The sequence below is a fragment of the Burkholderia sp. M6-3 genome (assembly GCF_050858985.1).
GTDB lineage: Bacteria > Pseudomonadota > Gammaproteobacteria > Burkholderiales > Burkholderiaceae > Paraburkholderia > Paraburkholderia caledonica.
The window spans coordinates 2,991,428-3,016,920 of sequence record NZ_CP110091.1 but is presented as its reverse complement, the minus strand read 5'-3'; the positions used below and the strand labels follow the sequence as shown (position 1 = coordinate 3,016,920).

At 60.9% G+C, this 25,493-nt stretch carries 22 protein-coding genes; 17 read left to right on the top strand and 5 right to left on the bottom strand.

What is annotated here, in order from left to right:
• Positions 1-21: 21 nt before the first annotated feature.
• Complete coding sequence (locus tag OH764_RS31065; protein WP_020071009.1) at positions 22-765, bottom strand: LOG family protein; 744 nt, start codon at positions 763-765, stop codon at positions 22-24.
• Between the two features lies 1 nt (position 766).
• On the opposite strand from OH764_RS31065, the gene polA reads away from it, so the two are divergent.
• From polA to OH764_RS31050, 3 genes are all read left to right on the top strand, one after another.
• Positions 767-3,508: a DNA polymerase I gene (gene polA, locus OH764_RS31060; RefSeq protein WP_498849857.1), complete on the top strand. Its 2,742-nt coding sequence runs from the start codon at positions 767-769 to the stop codon at positions 3,506-3,508.
• 155 nt (positions 3,509-3,663) lie between these two features.
• A complete protein-coding gene (locus OH764_RS31055) occupies positions 3,664-5,010 on the top strand; it encodes an NAD(P)/FAD-dependent oxidoreductase (protein WP_498849856.1) in 1,347 nt (448 codons plus the stop codon).
• A gap of 88 nt (positions 5,011-5,098) precedes the next feature.
• A complete protein-coding gene (locus tag OH764_RS31050; RefSeq protein WP_498849855.1) occupies positions 5,099-5,971 on the top strand; it encodes a dienelactone hydrolase family protein in 873 nt (290 codons plus the stop codon).
• Between the two features lie 166 nt (positions 5,972-6,137).
• Here OH764_RS31050 and OH764_RS31045 read toward each other — a convergent pair whose 3' ends face one another.
• Both OH764_RS31045 and OH764_RS31040 read right to left on the bottom strand, forming a co-directional pair.
• On the bottom strand, positions 6,138-7,007 hold the full coding sequence (locus tag OH764_RS31045) for a sulfurtransferase (RefSeq protein WP_498849854.1): 870 nt from the start codon (positions 7,005-7,007) through the stop codon (positions 6,138-6,140).
• Positions 7,008-7,167: 160 nt separating this feature from the next.
• Positions 7,168-8,274, bottom strand: a complete 1,107-nt coding sequence (locus OH764_RS31040) for an aromatic ring-hydroxylating oxygenase subunit alpha (RefSeq protein WP_498849853.1) — start codon at positions 8,272-8,274, stop codon at positions 7,168-7,170.
• Between the two features lie 287 nt (positions 8,275-8,561).
• Between OH764_RS31040 and OH764_RS31035 the strand changes: the two genes are divergently transcribed.
• From OH764_RS31035 to folE2, 4 genes are all read left to right on the top strand, one after another.
• A complete protein-coding gene (locus OH764_RS31035; protein ID WP_498849852.1) occupies positions 8,562-8,870 on the top strand; it encodes an exodeoxyribonuclease VII small subunit in 309 nt (102 codons plus the stop codon).
• Entirely contained in the window at positions 8,867-9,748 is an 882-nt protein-coding gene (locus tag OH764_RS31030; protein WP_087752664.1) for a polyprenyl synthetase family protein, read from the top strand. Before OH764_RS31035 ends, OH764_RS31030 begins: the two co-directional genes overlap by 4 nt.
• Positions 9,749-9,833: 85 nt before the next feature.
• Complete coding sequence (gene dxs, locus OH764_RS31025) at positions 9,834-11,741, top strand: 1-deoxy-D-xylulose-5-phosphate synthase (RefSeq protein WP_498849851.1); 1,908 nt, start codon at positions 9,834-9,836, stop codon at positions 11,739-11,741.
• 340 nt (positions 11,742-12,081) lie between these two features.
• Positions 12,082-12,888, top strand: a complete 807-nt coding sequence (gene folE2, locus OH764_RS31020; RefSeq protein ID WP_408174758.1) for a GTP cyclohydrolase FolE2 — start codon at positions 12,082-12,084, stop codon at positions 12,886-12,888.
• Positions 12,889-12,976: 88 nt separating this feature from the next.
• Here the strand turns inward: folE2 and tsaD are convergent, their stop codons facing one another.
• Positions 12,977-14,005, bottom strand: a complete 1,029-nt coding sequence (gene tsaD / locus OH764_RS31015) for a tRNA (adenosine(37)-N6)-threonylcarbamoyltransferase complex transferase subunit TsaD (protein WP_498849850.1) — start codon at positions 14,003-14,005, stop codon at positions 12,977-12,979.
• 112 nt (positions 14,006-14,117) lie between these two features.
• Here tsaD and OH764_RS31010 point away from each other — a divergent pair, with 112 nt between their 5' ends.
• From OH764_RS31010 to dnaG, 4 genes are all read left to right on the top strand, one after another.
• The gene (locus tag OH764_RS31010; protein WP_498849849.1) at positions 14,118-15,335 is read left to right on the top strand and encodes a BaiN/RdsA family NAD(P)/FAD-dependent oxidoreductase; all 1,218 of its coding nucleotides are present in this window, start codon (positions 14,118-14,120) and stop codon (positions 15,333-15,335) included.
• A 68-nt stretch (positions 15,336-15,403) separates the two neighbouring features.
• Positions 15,404-15,616 carry a 30S ribosomal protein S21 gene (rpsU, locus tag OH764_RS31005; RefSeq protein WP_345815432.1) on the top strand — a complete coding sequence of 71 codons (213 nt, stop codon included), beginning with the start codon at positions 15,404-15,406 and terminating at the stop codon, positions 15,614-15,616.
• A gap of 234 nt (positions 15,617-15,850) precedes the next feature.
• Complete coding sequence (locus tag OH764_RS31000) at positions 15,851-16,297, top strand: GatB/YqeY domain-containing protein (RefSeq protein ID WP_027805093.1); 447 nt, start codon at positions 15,851-15,853, stop codon at positions 16,295-16,297.
• Positions 16,298-16,372: 75 nt separating this feature from the next.
• Positions 16,373-18,241 (top strand): DNA primase, encoded by a 1,869-nt coding sequence (dnaG, locus tag OH764_RS30995; RefSeq protein WP_020070994.1) that lies wholly within the window; start codon positions 16,373-16,375, stop codon positions 18,239-18,241.
• Between the two features lie 67 nt (positions 18,242-18,308).
• Here the strand turns inward: dnaG and OH764_RS30990 are convergent, their stop codons facing one another.
• Positions 18,309-18,482 (bottom strand): hypothetical protein, encoded by a 174-nt coding sequence (locus tag OH764_RS30990; RefSeq protein WP_498849848.1) that lies wholly within the window; start codon positions 18,480-18,482, stop codon positions 18,309-18,311.
• 28 nt (positions 18,483-18,510) lie between these two features.
• Between OH764_RS30990 and rpoD the strand changes: the two genes are divergently transcribed.
• The 6 genes from rpoD to OH764_RS30960 all read left to right on the top strand — a co-directional run bounded on the left by rpoD (position 18,511) and on the right by OH764_RS30960 (position 25,426).
• Positions 18,511-20,745 (top strand): RNA polymerase sigma factor RpoD, encoded by a 2,235-nt coding sequence (rpoD, locus tag OH764_RS30985; protein ID WP_498849847.1) that lies wholly within the window; start codon positions 18,511-18,513, stop codon positions 20,743-20,745.
• Between the two features lie 630 nt (positions 20,746-21,375).
• Entirely contained in the window at positions 21,376-22,107 is a 732-nt protein-coding gene (locus OH764_RS30980; protein WP_498849846.1) for a type 2 periplasmic-binding domain-containing protein, read from the top strand.
• A 105-nt stretch (positions 22,108-22,212) separates the two neighbouring features.
• Complete coding sequence (locus OH764_RS30975; protein WP_498849845.1) at positions 22,213-22,668, top strand: MEKHLA domain-containing protein; 456 nt, start codon at positions 22,213-22,215, stop codon at positions 22,666-22,668.
• A gap of 273 nt (positions 22,669-22,941) precedes the next feature.
• Positions 22,942-23,652 (top strand): FkbM family methyltransferase, encoded by a 711-nt coding sequence (locus tag OH764_RS30970; RefSeq protein ID WP_498849844.1) that lies wholly within the window; start codon positions 22,942-22,944, stop codon positions 23,650-23,652.
• Between the two features lie 544 nt (positions 23,653-24,196).
• Positions 24,197-24,547 (top strand): DUF4148 domain-containing protein, encoded by a 351-nt coding sequence (locus tag OH764_RS30965; protein WP_498849843.1) that lies wholly within the window; start codon positions 24,197-24,199, stop codon positions 24,545-24,547.
• 132 nt (positions 24,548-24,679) lie between these two features.
• The gene (locus OH764_RS30960) at positions 24,680-25,426 is read left to right on the top strand and encodes an alpha/beta hydrolase (RefSeq protein ID WP_020070988.1); all 747 of its coding nucleotides are present in this window, start codon (positions 24,680-24,682) and stop codon (positions 25,424-25,426) included.
• The last annotated feature ends 67 nt before the right edge of the window (positions 25,427-25,493 follow it).

The following is a 25,493-nucleotide window of genomic DNA, read 5'->3' as shown; positions in this document are numbered from 1 at the left end:
CGCGTGCGCAGCCCTCGCACGTTACAGATAGAACATGCGGTCTTCTTCCGACTTGGTGGGTTGCGGCTCAGCGCCTTCGCGATCTTCGTAGAACTTGAGCACCGCTTCGAGCACCTGGTCCGGGTCGTCGATCACCTGCATCAGGTCGATGTCCGTCGGATTGATGAGGCCCATAGGCGTGAGCGAGTTCTTGAACCACGCAAGCAGACCTTCCCAGAACTCTGCGCCCACCAGAATGATCGGCACGTGACGCGACTTCTTGGTTTGAATGAGCGTGAGTACTTCCGCGAGTTCGTCGAGCGTGCCAAAGCCACCGGGCATCACGATCACGGCATCTGAATTCTTCACGAACGTAACTTTGCGCGTGAAGAAATGACGGAAGCGCAGCGAGATGTCTTGCCACTGGTTACCGGACTGCTCGTGCGGCAACTCGATATTCAACCCGACTGAAGGCGCCTTGCCTGCATGAGCGCCCTTATTTGCGGCTTCCATGATGCCTGGGCCGCCGCCGGAGATCACGGCGAAGCCTGCATCGGAGAGCTTGCGGGCAATTTGCGTGGCGAGTTTGTAGTACGGCGAGCTGGGTTTCAGGCGCGCTGAACCGTAGATGCTGACAGCGGGGCGGATCTCCGAGAGGTACTCGGTCGCCTCGATAAACTCTGCCATAATCGTGAACATCTGCCACGATGCGCGGGCCTTTTTTGCCGTTGCGCGCTCTTGATCTGCGAGTGATCGCAGACTCGGAATCACTTTTCTCTTAGTCATAATGCCTGAAGAACGAAGCCTTGAAGGTAAGACCCTGCTATTGGTCGACGGTTCGAGTTATCTGTACCGGGCCTACCATGCGATGCCTGATCTGCGCGGGCCCGATGGTGGTCCCACAGGTGCGCTCTACGGGATGATCAACATGCTGCGGCGCATGCGCAAGGAAGTCACAGCAGAGTATAGCGCGTGCGTGTTCGACGCCAAGGGCAAAACGTTTCGCGACGACTGGTATCCCGACTATAAGGCGAATCGTCCATCCATGCCGGACGATCTCTCGCGGCAGATCGAGCCAATTCATGTGGCCGTGCGTGCGCTTGGCTGGCCGCTTCTGATGATCGACGGCGTGGAAGCCGACGACGTGATCGGCACGCTTAGCACCGAGGCGGAAAAGCGCGGCATGAACGTGATCGTGTCGACTGGGGACAAGGATCTGGCGCAGCTCGTGTCGGATCATGTCACCCTCATCAATACGATGACCAACGAAAAACTCGACCGCGCCGGCGTTCTTGCGAAGTTCGGCGTCCCCCCGGAGCGCATTGTCGACTACCTGTCGTTGATCGGCGATACCGTCGACAACGTGCCCGGCGTCGAGAAATGCGGGCCGAAAACCGCGCTCAAATGGCTGTCGCAATTCGAGTCGCTAGATGGCATCGTCGCACATGCAGACGAGATCAAAGGTGCGGTAGGAGACAATCTGCGACGTGCTCTGGATTTTCTGCCGATGGCGCGCAAGCTCGTCACCGTGGAGCGTCATTGCGATCTGACGGGGCATCTCACGTCGATCGAGGAGAATTTGCAGAGCCGGCCGGAATCGCGCGAAGAATTGCGCGATGTCTTCACGCGTCACGGGTTCAAGACCTGGCTGCGCGAGGTCGAAATTGCCGATGCGGTCGAAGGGCCGGAAACCGACGTGCCGCCCGCGCTCAGCGTCGATCACGAACGCCACTACGAAACCGTGCAAACGTGGGAACAGTTCGACGCGTGGCTGCAAAAAATCAACGCAGCCGAGCTGACCTCGTTCGACACCGAAACCACGTCGCTCGATCCAATGACCGCGCAAATCGTGGGTCTGTCCTTGTCGGTAGAAGTGGGTCATGCCGCTTATGTGCCGCTCGCGCATCGCGGCCCCGACGCGCCTGTGCAACTGCCGCGCGACGAAGTGCTTGCGAGGCTCAAGCCGTGGCTCGAGAGTGCGGAGCACAAGAAGGTCGGTCAGCATATGAAATACGACGAGCAGGTGCTGGCCAATTATGGTATCGAGATGCGCGGCGTCGAACACGACACGCTGTTGCAATCGTACGTGCTGGAGTCGCATCGTCCGCATGACATGGACAACCTCGCGTTGCGCCATCTCGGCATCAAAACGATCAAGTACGAAGACGTCGCGGGCAAGGGTGCCCAGCAAATCGGCTTCGACGAAGTCGCGCTGGACAAAGCTGCCGAATATGCCGCAGAAGACGCCGACGTAACGTTGCGTCTGCATCAGGCACTGTATCCGCAGCTTGCTGCAGAAGAGGCGCTCGAGCATGTCTATCGCGACATCGAAGTGCCCACGTCGCGTGTATTGCGCAAGATGGAGCGTACCGGCGTTCTGATCGACGCGGAAAAACTGCGTCAGCAAAGCAGCGAAATCGCCGCGCGTCTGATTCAGCTGGAGAGCGAGGCGTATGTGCTCGCCGGCGGCGAATTCAATCTCGGCTCGCCGAAGCAGATCGGTCAGATCTTCTTCGAGAGACTCGAATTGCCAGTCGTGAAGAAGACGCCGAGCGGCGCGCCGTCCACCGACGAAGAAGTACTTCAGAAGCTCGCAGAAGATTATCCGCTGCCTAAGATCCTGCTGGAACACCGCGGCTTGTCGAAGCTGAAGTCGACCTACACCGACAAGCTGCCGCGAATGGTCAACGCAACAACCGGTCGCGTGCACACGAATTACGCTCAGGCGGTTGCGGTCACGGGGCGCCTTGCGTCGAACGACCCGAACCTGCAGAACATTCCCGTGCGCACCGGCGAAGGCCGCCGTATTCGCGAGGCCTTTATTGCGCCACCGGGGCACAAGCTCGTCTCAGCGGATTACTCGCAAATCGAACTGCGCATCATGGCGCACATTTCCGGCGACGAATCGTTGCTGCGCGCGTTCTCGCAAGGAGAAGACATTCACCGCGCGACTGCGGCCGAGATTTTCGGCGTGACGCCGCTCGAAGTGTCGAACGATCAGCGGCGCGTGGCAAAGGTCATCAACTTCGGTCTGATCTATGGCATGAGTTCGTTCGGCCTTGCGTCGAACCTGGGCATTACGCGCGACGCCGCGAAGCTCTATATCGACCGCTACTTCGCGCGCTATCCGGGCGTCGCTCGCTATATGGACGAGACGCGTCTGAGCGCGAAGGCGAAGGGCTATGTGGAAACGGTGTTCGGCCGCAGGCTGTGGCTGCCGGAAATCAACGGCGGCAATGGTCCGCGCCGTCAGGCCGCGGAGCGCGCGGCCATTAATGCGCCAATGCAAGGTACGGCCGCCGATCTGATCAAGTTGTCGATGATCGCGGTGCAGAAGTGGATCGAACAATCCAGGATCGGCACCCGCATGATCATGCAGGTGCACGACGAACTGATTCTCGAAGTGCCGGACGCAGAACTGTCTGAAGTGCGCCAGCGTCTGCCCGAGTTGATGTGCGGTGTCGCCGCGCTGAAAGTCCCGCTGGTCGCCGAAGTGGGCGCGGGACTCAACTGGGAGGAAGCGCATTGACGCCTGTGTGACGGCGCGCGATATCGTCGTGTGCATGTCACATATGCGTATTGGCGGCTTGTGACAAACCATGCTGCTCGCGGACAATCGGTAAAGACGCGTGCCTCTCGCGCGCGATCACGACGCACAACCCATTGGCAAATACGGAGAGTTCAATGCATCGGTTCATCGTCGTTGGCGGAGGCGCAGGAGGACTGGAGCTGGCAACTCGCTTAGGCGATCGCTATGGTCACAATAACAAAGCCGGTACGCGGGCGCAGGTCACGCTCGTCGACCGTAATCCGACCCACATCTGGAAGCCGCTGCTGCACGAAGTGGCGGCCGGCAGCATGGACCCGTTCACGCAGGAGCTCGAATATGCCGCGCAAGCGCGCTGGCATGGCTTCGAGTTCCAGCAGGGCGAACTGACGGGCCTCGACCGCGCGAACCGGCGTCTTACCCTTGGCACAGTGCTCGACGACGACGGCGCCGAACTCCTTCCCGAACGCCATCTCGAGTACGACACGCTGATCATCGCGATCGGCAGCACGACGGCATTCTTCGGCGTGAAAGGCGCGCCCGAGTTCTCTCTGGCACTCGACACCGTGAGCCAGGCCGAGCGTTTTCGCAAGCGCCTTATCGCGGCTTGCATGCGGGCCGAGCATCAGGCGCACGAGCCGGTCGAATCCGGAGTGGGCACATCGCCTTCTTCCGAGCCGCGCATTCAGGTGGCGATTGTCGGCGGCGGCGCGACGGGCGTCGAACTCTCCGCGGAGCTGCGCAATACGGCTCAGGTGTTGTCCGCGTATGGTCTGCACAAGCTCGATCCTCGGCACGACGTGGGCATTGTGTTGATCGAGGCAGGGCCGCGCATTTTGCCGGCTTTGCAGGAACGGGTGTCGACGGCCACCGCCGAGCTGCTCACCAAGCTCGGCGTAAAGCTCATGACGAGCGAGACCGTGGCCGAGGTTGCGCCCGGCATCATCCGCACCGCGAGCGGAAAAACCGTGCGTGCCGATCTGACGGTGTGGGCGGCAGGCATCAAGGCGCCGGCTATTCTGAGCCAGCTTGACGGCTTGCCGGTCAACCGGCTCGGTCAGCTCAACGTGCGCCGCACGCTGCAAACCGAAATTGACGACAACGTCTTTGCGCTTGGCGATTGCGCTGCATGCCCTTGGCCCGGCAACGAAAGGAACGTACCGCCGCGCGCGCAGGCCGCGCATCAACAGGCCAGTTTTCTGCTGAAAGCGCTCGCGGCGCGGCTTGAAAACAGGCCGCTGCCCGAATTCACCTATCGCGACTTCGGCTCGCTCGTGTCGCTTGGACACTTCAGCGCGGTCGGCAATCTGATGGGCGGCGTGATCGGCGGCAATATGCTGATCGAGGGACTATTCGCGCGTTTCATGTACATGTCGCTGTACCGGCTGCATATCGCCGCGCTACACGGCTACGCCCGAATGGTGCTCGACACCTTTGCGCACTGGCTGCGGCGCACCACGTTACCGCGCGTCAAGCTGCACTGACGGCGCGTCTCGCGAAGAAGTTGCTTCTGCAACGGGACACGCGCGAGGCGTATCCTGTTGCCTCCAACGTTCAACGAGGAGCGCCCGCATGCTGAATCCCGATGTCGACAGCCTGGTCCCGCACGTTCCCTTCAACCGGCGCACTTTCATCAAGGCCGCGATCGGCACTGGATTTGCTGCCGCCGTGTTGCCCGTGTCGGCGCAAACCATCCATACCGACAGCGAAGGTCTGGAAGCCGGCGAGATCGCCGTGCGTTCAGGCGGCACGCTCGTGCCGGCCTACCGCGCGCAGCCGAAGGGCAAGACGCATCTGCCGGTGATCATCGTCATTCATGAGGCGTTCGGCGTGCACGAACATATCGCCGACGTGTGCCGGCGTTTCGCCAAGCTCGGCTATCTGGCCATCGCGCCGGATCTGTTCGTCCGCGAAGGCGATCCGATGGCGCTTCCGACCATCCAGCAAATCAGTCAACAGATCTTGAACAAGGTGCCGGACGAACAGGCGCTCGCCGATCTCGACGTGACGGTCGCGTGGGCCGGCGAGCACGGCGGCGATCTGAGCCGGCTGGGCGTGACGGGCTTCTGTTGGGGTGGGCGCATCGCGTGGCTGTACGCAGAGCACAATCCGCGGCTCAAGGCGGCGGTTGCGTGGTATGGGCGTGTTATCGGCGATCGCACGGCGACCACACCTACGAACCCGCTCGACCGCGTGGCGGATCTACACGCCCCGGTGCTCGGTCTCTACGGGTTGCGGGACCAAAGCATTCCGCAGGACTCGCTCGAGCAGATGAAACAGGCGATTGCGCAAGGGCCGCAGGTAGCGCGCGGTTCGCAATTCGTTGTGTACGACGATGCGGGCCATGCCTTTTTCGCGGACTACCGGCCGAGCTACAAGAAGGCCGACGCGGAAGACGGCTGGCGTCGGACGCTGGCCTGGTTCAAGCAGCACGGAGTGGTTTGAGCTTTCGGCTTGGGGCTTCGGCATTGCGGCTTCTGCTTTTGCTCCGCGTGTGAGCTTGCCGCTTTGACTCGCTCGGGCCGCCCCGTTCCCGGCACATGCAACATATAAAAAGGCCGTTGCCGCTTGTGAGCGGCAACGGCCTTCGGCTTTCCTGGCGGCGCTTCGCTTAGGGATTCGGGCCGGTTGCGACGGGCCGCTTCGGATCAGAACTCCATTCGCTCCAGGAACCCGCGTAGAGCGCTGCACCGTGCAGACCGGCGACTTCCATCGCCAGCGCATTGACGCACGCCGTCACGCCCGAGCCGCACTGCAGGACGACATGTTCAGGAGGCGTATCGCCGAGTAGTGCGGTGAACTCGTCGCGCAGAGTGTGAGCCGGCTTGAAGCGGCCGTCAGCCGTCAGGTTGTCCTTGAAGAAGCGATTGAGCGCGCCCGGAATGTGCCCACCCACCGCATCCAGCGTCTCGTTCTCGCCGCGATAGCGATCGGCCGAGCGCGCGTCGACCACCACGCGCTCTTTTGAACCGAGATTGCGCTCGACCATGTTTGCGTCGACGGTGACGGAAAGCGGAGCGCCCGCTTTGAAGTCGCCGGTATTTTGCGGCGGCACGTCTTGCGTCAACGGGTGGCCGGCGGCTTCCCACGCTTGCAGTCCGCCGTCGAGCAACGCCACCGCGTCGTGGCCGAGCCAGCGCAGCAGCCACCAGGCGCGCGCGGCGTACATGCCGCCTTGCGCGTCGTAGGCGACGACTTGCTGGCCTTGCTTCAATCCGCGCGATTCCAGCGTTTCAACGAGCCGCGCACGATCGGGCAACGGATGGCGCCCGTTCGTGCCGTTCTTCGGCCCGGACAGATCGCGGTCCAGATGCAGATAATGCGCGCCGGGCAGATGCCCTGCGAGATAGGCTTTTTCACCGGCTTCCGGGTCGGCCAGGTCAAAGCGGCAGTCGATGACGAACACGCTGCCCGGCGCCTCGGCGAGTCGTTCGGCGAGATTCGTCGCAGAGATCAAAGTGGTGTAGTGAGTGTGGGGCATGACGTCTCCTCGATGCAGGCGATGGCGGCTCCGTTGCCGGCGGTCTCGTGACGCGACCGGATGGCCGGGCTACCTCGTTAGTCTAAACAAAAAAAGACGGGCCGAAGCCCGTCTTTCCGTGTGTTGATGCAAAGGCAAGTGAGTTGCAGCGAGGCCGCAGTCAGATCGTGCCGAGCTCGCGCCGCAGGAACTCGTGGAAGTGCTGCATGCCGTCTTCCATTGGGCTCTGGTATGGGCCGACCTGCGATTCGCCGCGCTCCATTAACGCGCGGCGACCAGCGTCCATGCGTTCGGCGATTTCGTCGTCTTCGCGAGCCGTTTCCATATAGGCGGCGCGTTCCGCTTCGACGAACTCACGCTCGAACAGCGCAATTTCCTCAGGGTAATAGAACTCGACCACGTTCGTGGTCTTCTGCGGACCGCGCGGAATCAGCCACGACACGACCAGCACGTGCGGATACCATTCGATCATGATGCCGGGGTAGTACACCATCCAGATCGCGCCGAACTCCGGCGGAGTGCCGCCGCGGAAACGCAATACTTCGTCGTGCCATTTGCGGTAAGTCGGACTGCCCGGCTGCTCGAGGTCCTTGTGAACGCCGACCGTTTGCACGCTGTACCACTCGCCGAATTCCCACGTGAGATCGTCGCAATTGACGAAGCTGCCGAGGCCCGGATGGAACGGCGCGACGTGGTAGTCCTCCAGATAGACCTCGATAAAGGTCTTCCAGTTGTAGTTGCACTCGTGCACCTCGACATGGTCGAACATGAAGCCCGAGAAGTCGAAATGTCGTTTCGTGCCGAGATTGGCCAAGTCGGGTGCGACGTTGCGGCCCTGCGCTTCGAAGAGCAGCCCTTGCCAGTTCTGCAGCGGCGTGGCGCCCAAGTTCAGGCAAGGGTTGTCCGCAAAATGCGGAGCGCCGAGAAGCTGGCCGTTCAGATCGTACGTCCAGCGATGCAGCGGGCAGACGATATTCTCCGCGTGGCCGCGGCCGTTGAGCATGATGGCCTGCCGGTGGCGGCACACGTTCGACAGCAGTTCGACTTGCGACTGCTGGTTACGGACGAGCACGCGCCCTTCGCTCTCGCTGGGCAAGGCAAAATAATTCCCCGCTTCCGGCACCATGAGATCGTGCCCGACGTAACGAGGACCTTTCCTGAAAAGGGTTTCGATTTCGCGCGTTAAAAGCGCTTCGTCAAAGTAAGCCGTGACTGGCAGTTGGCTGTGAACAGACCGCAACTGCAATGCATTGCTCAGATTGGACATTCCCACTCCCGATGAAGACGTGAAAGCAGTGAACAACCCAACCATCGAAGATTCGATTTAGGGAGCCCAAGATTATACCTGTTTCCCCCTCCTTGGGACAGTTAAGTCACTGATTTGGGTCAAAAATGTCGAGAAAGTTCGGTCTTTTCGCCGCAGACCAATCGTTTTTTTTCTGCGAGACTGACAGGGCGGCGAAGGCCGGACAGGCGGCCCGAAGGTCGGCTGGCGAGTCGGATTTGTCTCTTTTGCCGTAGAATGTCCGACTTGTTTTAATTTTGCGACTATTCATGGCGAAGACCGGGTCGAACGATACTGCTGCGGCGCCGGCTGAAGGCGTCGATAGCACGCCGCTGCCTGAGAACTACGAGGCGGCGCAGGCAGAGCTGGAAGGGCTCGTGGCACGCATGGAAAGCGGCAATCTCAGCCTCGAAGAATCGCTCTCCGCCTATCGGCGCGGCGCGGCTCTAGTGGCGTTTTGCCAGCAGCAGCTCGAGAAAGTCGAGCAGCAGGTGCGCGTGCTCGACGGCGAGACGCTCAGGCCACTGCCCGTGAATACCGCAGGAACAGCCGCTACTGAAAGCGGGGACGACCTATGACATTCGAACAATGGACGCGCTCAGTGCTCGAGCGCGTCGAAACGGCACTCGAACACTACCTGCCGGCTGAAACAACGGAGCCGGCCAAGCTGCATGAGGCGATGCGCTACGCCGTGCTGGGCGGCGGCAAGCGGGTTCGCCCGCTGCTGTGCCATGCAGCCGGGGAGCTGACCGGCGCGCGCGCCGAGTGCCTCGACGCAGCAGCGGCGGCGCTCGAAATGATCCACGTGTACTCGCTCGTGCACGACGATATGCCGTGCATGGACGACGACGCGCTGCGCCGCGGCAAACCCACGGTACACGTCAAATATGACGAAGCCACGGCACTGCTGGTCGGCGACGCGTTGCAGTCGCAGGCGTTCGTCGCGTTGACTTCCGAGGTTCTGGCGCCCGCGCAGCAGGCGGCGCTCGTGCGCGAACTGGCTCTTGCTAGCGGTTCGATCGGCATGTGCGGCGGTCAGGCAATCGACCTTGCAAGCGTCGGTCACACGCTCACGCGGACGCAACTCGAAACCATGCACCGCATGAAGACCGGCGCGTTGCTGCGTGCCGCTGTGCGCATGGGCGCGCTGGCGGGTGAAGCGCCGGACGCGAACGCCATGCGTTCGCTCGACGCATACGCGGCTGCGGTCGGCCTCGCGTTTCAGGTCGTCGACGATATTCTCGACGTCACGACCGACTCGGCGACGCTCGGCAAGACAGCAGGTAAAGACGCGAAGGACGGCAAGCCGACCTACGTGTCGATTATTGGGCTCGACGCATCGCGTTCGCTGGCAGCGCAGCTGCGCAGCGACGCGCACGCCGCGCTGGCGCCGTTCGGCGCGCGCGCGCAGCGCCTTGCCGAATTGGCAGATCTGGTGGTGAACCGGGTCAGCTGAACGCGAAAGCCCGCCGCCGCGCGCCGTCCCCACCAGGCGCATGTATGAAGTGCGGGCGCGTAAGTTTTCCTACAATGGAACGACGATGTACGACTTGCTGAAAACCATCGACGACCCGGCAGCCCTGCGCCGCCTCGATCGCCGCCAATTGCAACCGCTTGCCGACGAGTTGCGTGCCTTTGTGCTCGACAGCGTGTCGCAGACGGGCGGCCATCTTTCGTCCAACCTCGGCACGGTCGAGTTGACCATTGCTCTGCATTATGTGTTCGACACGCCGCACGACCGCATCGTGTGGGACGTCGGCCATCAGACGTATCCGCACAAGATCCTGACGGGCCGTCGGGACAGAATGCACACGCTGCGACAGTTGGGCGGCATCTCCGGTTTCCCTAAACGCGACGAGTCGGAATACGACACGTTCGGCACTGCGCATTCGAGCACGTCGATTTCGGCGGCACTCGGCATGGCGGTCGCCAGCAAGCTGCAGGGCGATAACCGCATGGGCATCGCCGTGATCGGCGACGGCGCAATGACGGCGGGCATGGCCTTCGAGGCATTGAACAATGGCGGCGTAGAAGACGACGTGCCGCTGCTCGTCATCCTGAACGACAACGACATGTCGATTTCGCCGCCGGTCGGCGCGCTCAATCGCCATCTCGCGCGTCTCATGTCGGGCCGCTTTTACGCCGCGGCGCGTGCGGGCGTCGAGCGCGTGCTGCGCGTCGCGCCGCCCATGCTCGATCTGGCCCGCAAGCTCGAAGAGCACGCGAAGGGCATGATCGTTCCGGCCACGCTGTTCGAGGAATTCGGCTTCAACTATATCGGCCCGATCGACGGTCACGACCTTGATTCGCTGATCCCCACGCTGCAAAACATCAAGGAACTGCGCGGTCCGCAATTCCTGCACGTGGTCACCAAGAAGGGCCAGGGCTACAAGCTCGCCGAGGCTGATCCGGTGCTGTATCACGGCCCGGGCAAGTTCAATCCCGCTGAAGGCATCAAGCCGGCTGTTGCGCCGTCGAAGAAAACCTACACCCAGGTGTTCGGCGAGTGGCTTTGCGACGCGGCGGAACTGGACGCGCGCGTGGTCGGCATCACGCCGGCCATGCGTGAAGGTTCCGGCATGGTGGAGTTCGAGAAGCGCTTCCCTGACCGCTACTTCGACGTGGGTATCGCCGAGCAGCACGCAGTCACCTTCGCTGGGGGTCTCGCGGCCGAGGGCATGAAGCCGGTCGTCGCGATCTACTCGACGTTCCTGCAACGCGCCTACGATCAACTGATCCACGACGTCGCGCTGCAAAATCTGCCGGTCGTGTTCGCAATCGACCGCGCAGGTCTGGTCGGCGCGGACGGCGCTACGCACGCGGGCGCTTACGACCTCGCGTTCATGCGCTGCATCCCGAACATGATGGTGATGGTCGCGTCCGATGAAAACGAATGCCGTCAGATGTTGTACACGGCGTTGCAGCAATCGTGTCCGACGGCCGTGCGTTATCCGCGCGGCGCCGGCACCGGCGTGGCCACCGTCAAGCAAATGGTTGCTCTGCCCGTCGGCAAGGGCGAAGTGCGTCGCGAAACGTCACAACCGGCGGGCAAGCGCATCGCGATTCTGGCGTTCGGTACGATGGTCGCGCCGTCTCTGGCAGCTGCCGAGCAACTCGACGCCACCGTGGCCAACATGCGTTTCGTGAAGCCGCTCGACGCTGACCTCGTGCGTCAACTCGCTGAAACGCACGACGCCATTGTCACCGTCGAAGAAGGCTGCGTGATGGGTGGTGCGGGCTCGGCATGCGTCGAGGCCCTGCTCGCGAGTGGGGCTACGCGGCCGGTACTGCAATTGGGCTTGCCCGACCGCTTCATCGATCACGGAGATCCGGCCAAGCTGCTCGCCGCGTGCGGCCTCGACGCCACGGGCATTGCGAAGTCGATTCGCGAACGCTTTTTGTCAAGCGGTGCCGTGGCCGGCCAGTCGTCGGTCAAGCGCGTCGCTTGAGGCGTGCCGATTAGCTTTTCGGCGTGCCAGGCGATAAGCATATCGACTGGCACGCTGTAAAGCCCGGCTCCGCGTATTGCGCCGTCCGTTGCCATGGTGGCAATAGAAGTCGCTAACTTGAGTCGATGGGCCCGTGCGTGGCTCATCATCGAACGCCGGCAGGGGCCGGCGTTTGCCGTTGCGGTCTCTGCTCCGCACGGTCGCTGAGGACTCCCGAACCCGTCGCTCCGCAAAACCCGTTATGGGCAGCCTTAACGACCGGCAAATTTGCTCCGGCGTAGGGCTCTCTGCGGAGCCGCAAGCCTGCGGCGGGTCGGCGTCTTCCTGAAAGGACAAGAACATGAATCAGATGAATCCCGCCTTTGTGATGCCAGACGTGCAAAGCACGCCCGATACTCGCCAGATTCCGATTCAGCGGGTCGGCGTCAAGGCGGTGCGCCATCCACTGACGGTGCGCACACCAAGCGGTGAGGCCCAGCCGACGGTCGGCACATGGAATCTCGACGTGCATTTGCCCGCAGAGCAAAAGGGCACGCATATGTCGCGCTTCGTCGCATTGCTCGAAGAGAACAAGGCGCCGCTGGAACCCGCCACGTTCCGCAAGATGCTCGCCGCAATGCTGACGAAACTCGAGGCCGAGGCGGGCCGCATCGAAGTGTCGTTCCCTTACTTCGTGAACAAGACCGCGCCGGTGTCCGGCGTGCAGAGCCTGCTGGATTACGAAGTGACGCTGACTGGCGACACGCGTAACGGCGAAACCCGTCTGTTCCTGAAAGTGCTCGTGCCGGTCACGAGCCTCTGTCCGTGTTCGAAGAAAATTTCGCAGTACGGCGCGCACAACCAACGCTCGCACGTGACGATCAACGCGGAACTGGCGGGTGAGGTCGCGGTAGAAGACCTGATCCGTATCGCCGAGGAAGAGGCGTCGTGTGAGCTATGGGGCTTGCTCAAGCGTCCGGACGAGAAGTTCGTGACCGAGCGCGCGTATGAAAACCCGAAGTTCGTCGAGGATCTGGTGCGCGACGTCGCGCAGCGTCTGAACGCGGATGAGCGGATCGTCGCATACGTGCTGGAAGCTGAGAACTTCGAGTCGATTCACAATCACAGCGCGTATGCCGTGATCGAGCGTGATAAGCGGTTGGTTTGACGCTTTGCCTCTAAATCCTGATTGCATGAAAAAAGCCGCTCTAAACAAGCGGCTTTTTTGTCGGCGTAGCGCGAGGCTCGCGAAGGATTCAGCGTGCGAGTGACGTCAGATCCCAACGGGGTTTGACGGTGAACGCGTAGTCCTTGCCTGACTGATCGGGCCAGCGTTGCAGCCGCAACGCGCCTGCCAGCGCAATCATCGCGCCGTTGTCCGTGCACAGCGACAGATCGGGGTAATGCACGTAGAAGTTGCGCTTTCGCGCGGCGGCCGAAAGGGCCTCGCGCAACTGCCGGTTCGCGCCCACGCCACCTGCCACGACTAGCCGGTTGAGCTTCGTGCGCTTGAGCGCGGCGAGCGACTTGGTTGCAAGCACTTCGACGGCAGCGTCAACGAAGCCGCGCGCCAGATCGGCTTTCGCCTGCTCGCAGATATTTGCGCCGCCAAGCTTTTTTGCGTGCGTAAGCACGGCCGTTTTAAGGCCGCTGAAGCTGAAGTCCAGATCGCCCGAATGCAGCATAGGGCGCGGCAGCACCACCGCGCCCGGCGTGCCAAACTCGGCCATGCGCGAAACCTCTGGGCCGCCGGGATAGCCGAGGCCGAGCAGCTTGGCGGTTTTGTCGAAGGCTTCGCCCGCTGCGTCGTCTAGCGTTTCGCCCAACGTTTCGTAGACGCCCACGTCGGTCACGCGCATCAATTGCGTGTGGCCGCCCGACACCAGCAACGCGACGAACGGAAACGGCGGCGGCTCGTCGACAAGCAAAGGCGACAGCAAATGCCCTTCAAGATGATGAATCCCGATGGTCGGCTTGTCCCAGGCCATGGCGAGCGAATTGGCGACGCTCGCGCCCACCAGCAGGGCGCCCGCGAGCCCCGGCCCTTGCGTGTAGGCGATCGCGTCGATGTCGCCGCGTGCCGTGCCCGACCGCTCCATTACCTCTTCGAGCAAAGGCAGCGCGCGCCGGATGTGGTCGCGGGACGCCAGTTCGGGCACCACGCCGCCGTACTCGCGATGCATCGCAATCTGCGAATGCAGGGCGTGCGCGAGCAGGCCGCGCTCAGTGTCGTAGAGCGCGAGGCCGGTTTCGTCGCAGGAGCTTTCGATGCCGAGAACGAGCATGTCTGGTGGGCTGAAACGGGCGCTTGGACGCACCCGAAATGCAAAAAGGTAAGCATTAAAGTATAGCAGTGCGAGCCAGGGCGCCGCAGGCGCGCAGGTACAATGCGGCCCCATGGAATCCTACGATATTGCAGTGATCGGCGCGGGCGCGGCCGGCATGATGTGCGCGGCGGTGGCTGGGCAACTCGGCCGTCGCGTGGTGCTGATCGATCACTCGCAGCGCCTCGCGGAGAAGATCCGGATCTCGGGCGGCGGCCGCTGCAACTTCACGAACCTGTATGCGGGCCCGGCCAATTATCTGTCTGCGAATCCGCATTTTTGCCGCTCGGCGCTCGCCCGCTACACGCCGCGAGACTTCATGGCGTTGCTCAAGCGGCATCATGTGACGTGGCACGAGAAGCATAAAGGACAGCTTTTCTGCAACGAGTCGAGCGACGCCGTCATCAACGTGCTGAAAAACGAGTGCGAGGCGGGACGGGTCGCATGGCGTGCGCCGCTAACGGTCGAGCATGTGAGGCAAGACGTGGAAGGCCGCTTCACACTCGACACCAACGCGGGTTCTATCGCGGCGCGGGCGCTTGTCGTCGCTACGGGCGGCTTGTCGATCCCGAAGATCGGCGCCACCGACTTTGCCTATCGTCTTGCCAAGCAGTTCGGCCACAAGTTAATCGACACGCGTCCCGCGCTCGTTCCGCTCACGTTCGCCGCCGCCGACTGGGAGCCCTTTTCGGCGCTCTCCGGCGTGTCGCTGGAGGTGCGGATCGCGACCGGCAACAAGAAGTCCGGCGCTGAATTCGAAGAAGATCTGCTGCTCACGCACCGCGGCCTTTCCGGGCCGGGCGTGCTGCAAATCTCCAGCTATTGGCAGCCGGGCGAGCCGATCCACATCAACCTGCTGCCGGACCGGGACGCCGCCGCGGCGCTACTTGAGGCGAAGACCGGAACGCGGCGTCAGATTGCGAATCTGTTGTCGGAATGGGTGCCGCAGCGGCTTGCCCACGTGTGGCTCGAGACCCATCAGATTCCCGCCGAAGCTCGCGTGGCCGACCTGCCGGACAAGGTGCTTCGCCGTGTTGGCGAAGCCTTGTCGCGCTGGACACTCACGCCGAACGGCACCGAAGGCTACCGCAAGGCCGAAGTCACCCGCGGTGGCGTGGATACACGCGACCTTTCGTCCACCTCGATGATGAGCGCCCGCGCGCCGGGCTTGTACTTCATCGGCGAGGCGGTCGACGTAACGGGCTGGCTCGGCGGCTACAATTTCCAGTGGGCCTGGGCGTCAGGCGTGGCGGCCGGCGAGGCCGCTGCGGAGTATGCCCGGGGGGCTTGACGGCGCAATGGCTTTGTGCGAAAGCTCTGCTATACTCCTGAACCTTTACAAAGTTCCGTTATTGAAAAATGACGACCATCCGCGTAAAAGACAACGAGCCGTTTGAAGTCGCCATGCGCCGTTTCAAGCGCACTATGGAGAAAAGCGGTTTGTTGACGGAACTTCGAGCGCGCGAGTTTTACGAAAAGCCTACGGCTGAGCGTAAGCGCAAGAAGGCGGCTGCGGTGAAGCGTCATTTCAAGCGTCTGCGTGGCCAGATGCTGCCAAAGAAATTCTACTGATTCTGGCGTTGTCGCTGTTTCGCTCAAACGGAGCCGCGACATGCAACCGGTGACGGCACAACAGATGCTGCCACGGAAAACAAGGTCTTTTCGGACCAGCCGGCAGGGTCGCATCCACTACGCACATTGCGCCAACCCGCTTGAGGAAGCTGTCCCAAGCGGGTATTCGTGTTGGTGAATGTCGATGCAGTCCGCTCAGCCGGTTTTTCAATTTTCAACGCATTCAGGTGAGTAATGAGCCTCAGAGACCGGATCAACGACGATATGAAAGCCGCCATGCGGGCACGTGAAACGGAGCGTCTCGGCACGATTCGCCTGTTGCTCGCCGCGATCAAACAACGTGAAGTCGATGAGCGCGTAACGCTCGACGACACTGCAATCACTGCTGTTATCGACAAGATGATCAAGCAGCGTAAGGACTCGATCAGCCAGTTCGAAGGCGCCGGCCGCACGGACCTCGCTGATAAGGAAAAGGCTGAACTGGCTATTCTGTCGGCATACATGCCTGCGCAGATGTCAGAGGCGGAGATCGTCGCCGAGGTGCAGGCCGCCGTCGCGCAAACGGGGGCGGCCGGTCCGCAAGACATGGGCAAGGTGATGGGCGTGCTGAAGCCGAAGCTCGCCGGTCGTGCCGACATGACCGCCGTTTCCGCGCAAGTCAAAGCTGCGCTCGCGAAGTAAACCGCGCGTTGTGGCCCGCGCGGCCGCCATGGGCGGCGCGCGCGGTATCGAGCTCCTAAGCTGGCGTCATCTACCGTGATTCCTCCGTCATTCCTGCAGGATCTGCTCAACCGCGTCGATATCGTCGACGTGGTGGGGCGGTATGTGCAGTTGAAGAAGGGCGGCGCGAACTTCATGGGACTGTGTCCGTTTCACAACGAGAAAAGCCCGTCGTTCACCGTGAGCCCGACCAAGCAGTTTTATCACTGCTTCGGCTGCGGCGCCCATGGAACGGCCATTGGCTTCCTGATGGAACACGTCGGCGCCTCGTTCCCCGAGGCGGTCAACGAACTCGCTCAATCGGTCGGGTTGACGGTGCCGAACGAGCCTTCGCCGGGCTACGGAGGCGGCGGTTCCGGCGGCTATGCACCGGCGGCCTCGAAAGCAGTGACGACCGCGCTTTCCGACGTCATGCAGACGGCTTGCGATTACTACCGCAAGCAATTGCGCGGCGCCCCTGTCGCGATTCAATATCTGAAGAAACGCGGCCTGACCGGCGAGATCGCCGCTCGCTTCGGGCTGGGCTACGCGCCGGACGGCTGGCAGAACCTGGAAGCAGCTTTTCCGAACTATCGCGACGATTCCCTGGTCGAATCGGGTCTGGTAATCGTCAGCGAGAAGTCGGACGCGCAGGGCCAGAATCGCCGCTACGACCGCTTTCGTGAGCGGATCATGTTCCCTATACGCAATGTGAAGGGGCAGGTAATCGGCTTCGGCGGCCGGGTGCTGGACGGCGGCGAGCCGAAGTATTTGAATTCGCCGGAAACGCCTCTATTTAACAAAGGCAGCGAGTTGTACGGGCTTTTCGAGGCCCGTCTTGCGATCCGGGAACAGCACTACGTGCTGGTCGTCGAAGGTTATATGGATGTGGTCGCGCTGGCCCAATTGGGGTTTCAGAACGCGGTCGCAACGTTGGGCACAGCCTGCACGCCGATTCACGTGCAGAAACTGATGCGCCAGACCGACACGGTCATCTTCAGTTTCGACGGTGATTCAGCCGGCCGGCGCGCCGCGCGGCGCGCGTTGGACGCCTGTTTGCCGCACGCGGCTGACAACCGGACCATTCGCTTCCTGTTTCTGCCGGCTGAACACGACCCGGACAGCTACGTCCGCGAGTTTGGTACCGAGGCGTTCGCCGAGCAGGTGGAACGCGCTATGCCGCTCTCGCAGTTCATGCTCAACGAGGTGCTCGCCGGCAAGGAACTGGACCAGCCGGAAGGCCGTGCGCGCGCGCTGTTCGACGCCAAGCCGCTGCTGCAGGCGCTGCCGGCGAATGCGCTGCGCGCGCAGATCATGCATATGTTCGCCGACCGGCTGGATGTGCCGTTCGACGAGGTCGCCGCGCTCTGCGAGGTCGACTCGCGTATTGCGGCGGCGGCGCGTTCGGCGCCGGCCCGTAAGGACCGGCGCAGCGTGACCGGGATTGAAGAAAAGACGCTGCGCAATCTTGTGATGTATCCGCGCACGGTCGCGGTGCTCGACGAAGAAGCCGAACAGGCGCTTCTCACCGTGACGCGGCACGGCGAACTATTTGAAGAAGTGACGACGCATGCGCGCGCACTCGGCGATTCGGCGGAGTTTCAATTGCTCTCCGACCTATTGCGAAACGGCGCAAACGCCCCAACTTTCGAGGAAATCTTTCGCAAAATTCTGGACTATGATGAAAATGTCCGGGATTTGTTGCTGAAGGACCCGGAAGATGCGACCGTCATAGAAGAGCGGCGCGAGCAGGAAAGGATCGTCGGAGAGGAGCTGAAAGCGGCGATTCTGAAGATGCGATACGACGCTTATTGCGATCGTCTCGAGCAGCTTTCACGACAATCCCGGCACACGCCGGAGGAGTTCGCGGAGCTTGCGGAGCTCAACAGGAAGCGGGCTGACATGAAGCGCCAGCTCGGCTTGTAGGCGGGACCGCAGAAACCTGAGTGGTATAATAAAAGGTTTCCAGCGGTTTGTTTTTCAAAGGGTTTTCCTAGCAAAGGCGAAAAGGCGATGCGATGGCAAAGACTACAGGCGGAAAGAACACACCCGGCTCACGCTCCATGGAGCAGACCAGAAAGGTCACTTCGGCCAGGTTAGATTCTTCCGTCAGGAAAGCCTCTGCCGTCAGCGTTACACCGGCTGTCGGGAAAAAGTCTTTAGCCACTCCGGCCGCGCGAGCGGAGCCGGCTCAGATGGCAAAGGCGGTAGCCAAGGCGGCGAAAACTGTACCACCTCCGGCCGCGAAACGACCGGGTGTCAGAAGCGCAAGGGAAGCGGCTGTCGCGCAGGACGATGCGGCAGTGCGCGAGACTCCAGTATCCACGGTTCAACCGGCTGTTGTCCACCAGCCGCGAGTCGAGACTACAGCCGGTACGGCGAACTCCATGACGAAAAAGCTGAATGAAGTACCCGTCGATGACGACGCAACCCAGAGCGAAGAAACCCCTGTGGCCGCTTCCGGCAAAGTGGAAAAGGCCAAGGCTCGCGACCGCCGTGCCAAAGAAAAGGCGCTTCTGAAAGACGCGTTTTCTTCGTCGGCGCCCGGCACGGTGGAGGAACTCGAGGAGCGCCGCTCCAAATTGCGCGCGCTGATCAAGCTCGGCAAGGAGCGCGGTTTCCTCACGTACGCTGAAATCAACGATCACCTGCCGGACAACTTCACCGAGACCGAGGCGATCGAAGGCATCATCAGCACGTTCAACGACATGGGCGTGGCTGTGTACGAGCAGGCGCCCGACGCCGAAACGCTGCTGCTGAACGACAACGCGCCCGCCGCTTCGTCAGACGACGAAGTCGAAGAAGAAGCGGAAGTTGCGCTGTCCACCGTCGACTCGGAATTCGGCCGCACTACCGACCCGGTGCGCATGTACATGCGTGAAATGGGCACGGTCGAACTGCTGACGCGCGAAGGCGAAATTGAAATCGCCAAGCGGATCGAAGACGGCCTGAAGCACATGGTGATGGCCATTTCCGCGTGCCCGACCACGATCGCCGACATTCTCGCTATGGCAGAGCGCGTCGCGAACGAGGAAATCCGCATCGACGAACTGGTCGACGGCCTGATCGACGCCGACGCGGAAGACGCGGACGGCTTCTCCGTGCAGGAAGCGGAAGCGATCGAGAGCGAGGACGAAGAAGCCGAGGAAGAAGAAGCCGAGGACGAGGAAGAAGACGACGGCACCGCGCAGGCCACGGCCAACGCAGCGCAAATGGAAGCGCTCAAGCGTGCGTCGCTCGAAAAATTCGCCCTGATCAGCGAATGGTTCGACAAGATGCGTCGCGCGTTCGAGAAGGAAGGCTACAAGTCGAAGTCGTACCTGAAAGCGCAGGAAACCATCCAGAACGAGCTGATGACGATCCGCTTCACCGCGCGCACCGTCGAGCGTTTGTGCGACACGTTGCGTGCGCAGGTGGACGAAGTGCGTCAGGTCGAGCGCCAGATTCTGCATACGGTGGTCGACAAGTGCGGCATGCCGCGTGCGGAGTTCATCGCGCGTTTCCCGGGTAGCGAAACGGACCTCGAGTGGGCCGACAAGATCGTCAGCGAAGGTCACGCGTACAGCGCGATCCTCACGCGGAACATTCCGGCCATTCGCGAGCAGCAACAACGTCTGCTGGATCTGCAGGCGCGTGTGGTGCTGCCGCTGAAGGACCTGAAGGAAACCAACCGTCAAATGGCGGCCGGCGAACTGAAGGCGCGCCAGGCGAAGCGCGAAATGACCGAGGCAAACCTGCGTCTCGTGATCTCGATTGCGAAGAAGTACACGAACCGCGGTCTGCAGTTCCTCGACCTGATTCAGGAAGGCAACATCGGACTGATGAAGGCGGTGGACAAGTTCGAATATCGTCGTGGCTACAAGTTTTCCACGTATGCCACGTGGTGGATCCGTCAGGCCATCACGCGTTCGATCGCGGACCAGGCGCGCACGATCCGTATTCCGGTTCACATGATCGAAACGATCAACAAGATGAACCGCATCTCGCGTCAGATTCTGCAGGAAACAGGCCTCGAACCGGATCCGGCAACGCTGGCCGAGAAGATGGAAATGCCGGAAGACAAGATCCGCAAGATCATGAAGATCGCGAAAGAGCCGATCTCGATGGAAACGCCGATCGGTGACGACGACGATTCGCATCTGGGCGACTTTATCGAAGATACGAACACCGTGGCGCCGGCAGACGCTGCGTTGCACGCGAGTATGCGCGACGTCGTCAAAGACGTGCTCGATTCGTTGACGCCGCGCGAAGCGAAGGTGCTGCGTATGCGTTTCGGTATCGAGATGAGCACCGATCACACGCTTGAAGAAGTCGGCAAGCAGTTCGACGTCACGCGTGAGCGGATTCGTCAGATCGAGGCAAAGGCGCTGCGTAAGCTGCGTCATCCGAGCCGCTCGGACAAACTCAAGTCGTTCCTTGAGGGCAACTGATCGGCAGGTGTGGCCGTAGTGAGTCAGTAGCAGTTTGAAGGGGTCTCCCGATTGTTCCGTCAAAGCGGAGCGGTCGCGGAGGCCCCTTTTTCGTGTAGTATGGCGGCCACTCGACGAACGGACATGCCAACATGCTGTACGTTGGTAGCTTCAGATACGGTAAAATCTCGAGTTCTCAGGGCCTCTAGCTCATGCTTGGTTAGAGCAGCGGACTTAGCAACGACTCACCTAAACCACGCAGCACGGCATGGTGAGTCATGAATGGGTTGCCTTGGGGTAAGTTAGCTCTGCCCCTTGGTAGAACTGCTCAAATTCGGGGAAACCTCTGCTGTTCTCGCAGCGTGGCAATCCCGAGCGAAGCTCTCTTTGAGAGAACGTGTAGAGACTGAACGGGCAGGTCGTAAAGACAAGAGACAGTCCAGACCACAAACCCGAAAGGGGCGGCGAAAGTCGTAGCTGGTTAGCATAATCCGTTGGTGCCGTGTTCGACTCACGGGAGGCCCACCAAACATTGAAAAGCCACCCTTCATGGGTGGCTTTTTCTTTGCATCAAACTTTGCGTTTTCTTGCGATGCCGCGTGTGCCAGTACAATCGGCGCACCATCGACTTCCCGGATTTGCGAGGCAGCAATGAAGATTCGGATCGCGTACCTGGAAGAACCTCCGTTTGGATGGAGCGGACCGAACGGCGCGGCTATGGGCGCCGATATCGACCTGGCAACGGTCGTTCTTCGTGCCATTGGTGCGACCGAGATCGAGCATTGCCTCACTACGTTTAGCGAGTTGCTCGATGGCGTAGCAACCGGCCGCTGGGATATGAATGTTCCTCTGTTCATCACGCCGCAGCGGGCGCAGCAGGTGGCCTTCAGCGTTCCCGTGTGGGCGATGGCAGACGGCTTTCTCGTTCGTACAGACAACGACAAGGCGCTGGACAGCTATGCGTCGGTCGCCGAGCGGCGCGATGCCCGGCTTGGCATCATCGCAGGCCAGGTGCAGCGTGAGTCGGCCAGAGCGGCTGGCGTACGCGAGGACCAGATTGTCATCTTTCAGCAGCAGGCGGAAGCGATAGAGGCAGTTCGCTCAGGCACCGTGGACGCTTATGCGAGCACCGCCCTCGGGAATCGCATACTGGCTGAGCGAATTGGCGGCTCGGTGCTTTGCGCAGTGGAGCATCGGCCTGTGACAGGCAGCGCCCTCGGAATACCCTTTGGTGCTTTTTCGTTCAGCAAGAGCAGTGATGATCTGCGCCATGCGGTCGACCGGGAATTGCGATCGTATTTGGGCTCGGCCGCGCATCGCGAGCAAATGGCGAGGTTTGGCTTCACGCACAAAGAGATCGATCCCGTTCTCGCTGTCGGTTGATGGAACGGTCGTGATTTGCGTAATCTCGCACGTGTTGAAACCAGCGGTATTCGCAATCGTCGCATTGCACTGCTTTGGATAACCAGATTTGGAGCCATCTACACCATGTCACTGAAGACGGATGTCGAATTCTTCCGCCTCCTCACGAATAGCTATCACCGTTTGCTCGGTAAATCGCTGGTGCCGTCCGACATTGGCGACACCAAGGGCGCTGCATGGCTCTACGCATCAGCGCCGTTTGGCCTTCTCGCGCATGACACGCAGGCCGACCCGATGTTCATCTATGGCAACTCAAAGGCGCAGACGATCTTCGGATACGACTGGGACGAGATCACGTCTCTGCGCTCGCGGCTGTCGGCGGAACTTCCGGAGCGCGGGGAGCGCCAGGCGTTTCTGGATCAGGTCGCGCGCGACGGTTTCGTCACCGGGTATCGCGGTATTCGCATTACGAAGTCCGGGCAGCGTTTCTGGATCGAGCAAGCAACGGTGTGGCAGTTATTCGACGACTCGGGCGTCTTGCGTGGCCAGGCGGCGATGATTCCGCAGGTTGCGAAGTTGTAAAGACCCTATACCGGCCCGAAGCAACGACATAATCGCTTCTTCAGCCTGTGTGCTGTCATAGGGAGCAGATTTTTTATGCGGTGATTTTCAGACACGGAGAGAATGCAACGGCTTGCTGAGGGGTTTTGAAGCCGTCGCGCACCGACGCTTCGAGACGCAAGTGATAGGCCCCTGTTTCTGAAAGGCCCAATTCGTTGAGTTAATGTCCTTGAAAAGTATGGAATGTTGATTAGTCTTCCGCCATCGCATCGATCTCAGGGGCGTGGGGATACTATGAGTTCGCTTAAAACCTTCGGGCATTTTCTTTGGCTGGTGCGGAAAACATGGCTGACACGGGGAGGGCGCTTGTACTATTCCCAGTTCGGAGAAGACGCTGTACTCCGCGAGATAATCAGCCCGGAGTGTTCCAAGGGCGTTTACGTGGATGTGGGTGCTTATCACCCAATCAAGTTTTCGAATACGTACGCGTTGTACAAGCGCGGCTGGCGGGGCATCAACATTGACATGGACCCCATCAAAATCGAGGCCTTCAGACTTGCGCGGGCGTCCGATACCAATGTGTGCGCGGCTATTTCAAGCGAAAAGGCTGTAAAAAACGTCTACAACTTCTCGAACTATGGGCTGACCTCCACTCTCGATCCTGAAGTGGCCGCCAACGAAACGACGACGCCTACATCGGTGCGCAGTGTCGAGACTACGACGTTGGACGACGTGCTCGAACACAGCCGTTACTCGGATCATGAGATCGACCTGCTTTCCATCGACGCCGAAGGTCACGATTATCAGGTGTTGATGTCGATCAATATTGAAAAGTACAAGCCTAAAATCATCATCGTCGAATCTTCATCGGCCTCAATGCGGGATGTCGTCGGCTCGAAAGTGTATGACTATCTTGAGAAGCGCGGTTACAGGCTCGTCAGCTGGACGCATCTTTCGCTGATTTTCAGGGTGGATAAGTCCCGAATCTTCCGCTACCAGCTATAAGGGCGGCGCGAACGCAGAGTTCGCGGCGTCTCTTACCAGGATGCCGAGCCGCGCAGCTGCATGCGTGAAGTTTCGCTCACGTGCCACGGCCAGGAAGGTCACCGCATCGTTGAGAACTTGCACACACTAATTGCTCCTCGGCATAAGGCTATGCCGATGCTGCTACTGAGCCGCGGAAACAAACAGGCTTTGTGCGCCGGTTCGCAAACGCATTCCTTGCATTTTCCTTATGCCTGCTGGCACGCCGCCCGCTAAGGCCTCGCCGCGAGGTGAGCGCCGCGATCCATCAATTTCGAAAAACTTTGGAATAAACGTCGGGGCCCTGTGTTCGCCCCTATGTAGCCAGATGCAATCGCATTAATCCGGAACCCCACGAGAAGGAAGTTCGAAGGAGCGAATACCGACCCGTGACACCGGAAAGTCAGATAGTTAGGAATCCGATAGACATTGTTGTTCGGCGGAAATGAATCTGCCGGTCTGTGCAAAGCGATTTTATCCGCGGCTTCCCGCCGTGAACCATTCACTTAATTAAGGAGTATTGATCATGTCCAAATTGTTCGTAAGCCTCGCTCTCGCCGTTTCCGCTCTTGGCGCCCCGGTACTCAGCTTCGCTCAAAGCAGCGCTCCGCTCACACGTGCGGAAGTTCGTGCGGATCTCGTCCGCGTCGAGCACGCTGGATATCGGCCTACCAGCGGTGACGATGTTAACTACCCCGCAGATGTCGAGGCAGCAGAAGCAAAAGTCGCAGCACAAAGCGATCAGCAACTGACGATGCAAGCCGTCGGCGGTGTCGCGCAAAGTGGCAGCTCGGCGTCGGGTGCTGCGTCGCATACCGCGATGCAATCTGCTTGCGTCGGCCCGGTCAGCTTCTGCAACCTCTACGCCGGTAGTTAAGTGCCGCAAGCCGGATCCTGTGGACTATGCAGTCATGCACAGGATCCCACCTCGCTATCTAATCGTTATCAATGGAGTTTCGCCGTGAAAATCTTGCCATTAGCCGCAACGGTTCTTTCCTTGTCTGCATGCATGTTCGCATCCGCCAGCGCAATGGCGCAGGACACGCAACCCGCCAAAGCGCCGATCCGCAATATCGTTCTCGTTCATGGCGCGTGGGTCGACGGCTCGGGGTGGAGGCCGGTCTATGACATCCTGACCAAAGACGGCTACCACGTCACAATGGTGCAGGAGCCGCTGACCTCGCTCGACGACGACGTAGCCGCAGCGAAGCGGGTAATCGACATGCAGGACGGTCCCACCATTCTGGTCGCGCATAGCTATGGCGGATCGGTGATCACCGAGGCCGGCGTCGATCCGAAAGTGGCGGGGCTCGTATACGTCGCGGCTCACGCGCCGGCAGTAGGCGAAGACGAAAGCGATCTGGGCAAAAAGATGCCCAGCTACACGTCGCAGCAGGCAGGCGCCATCAAGAAGACGGACGACGGTTACACGTATCTGAATCCCGCCGATTTCGCGAAAGATTTCGCAGCCGATCTGCCGCTCAAGGAAGCGGAGTTCGAGTCACGCGCGCAGATTCTCACAGCGGCCAAGGTCTTCTCCGAGCCGATGAAGGTTGCCGCCTGGACCATGAAGCCGAGTTGGGGCATCGTGGCGGCCGACGACAAGATTATCAATCCGGACCTCGAGCGCTTTTACTACCAGCGCGCGCATAGCCACACCACGGTACTGGCGGGTGCAAGCCACTCCGTGTATGAATCGCGTCCCAAGGAAGTCGCCGCGGTGATCGAAGACGCAGCGAAGCATGCGCAGCAGTGAAGAAGTGTCAACGCCAGCGCGTCGCTGTGGCTGGAATTATTGCCGGCTCGCGCACGCGCATCGAATG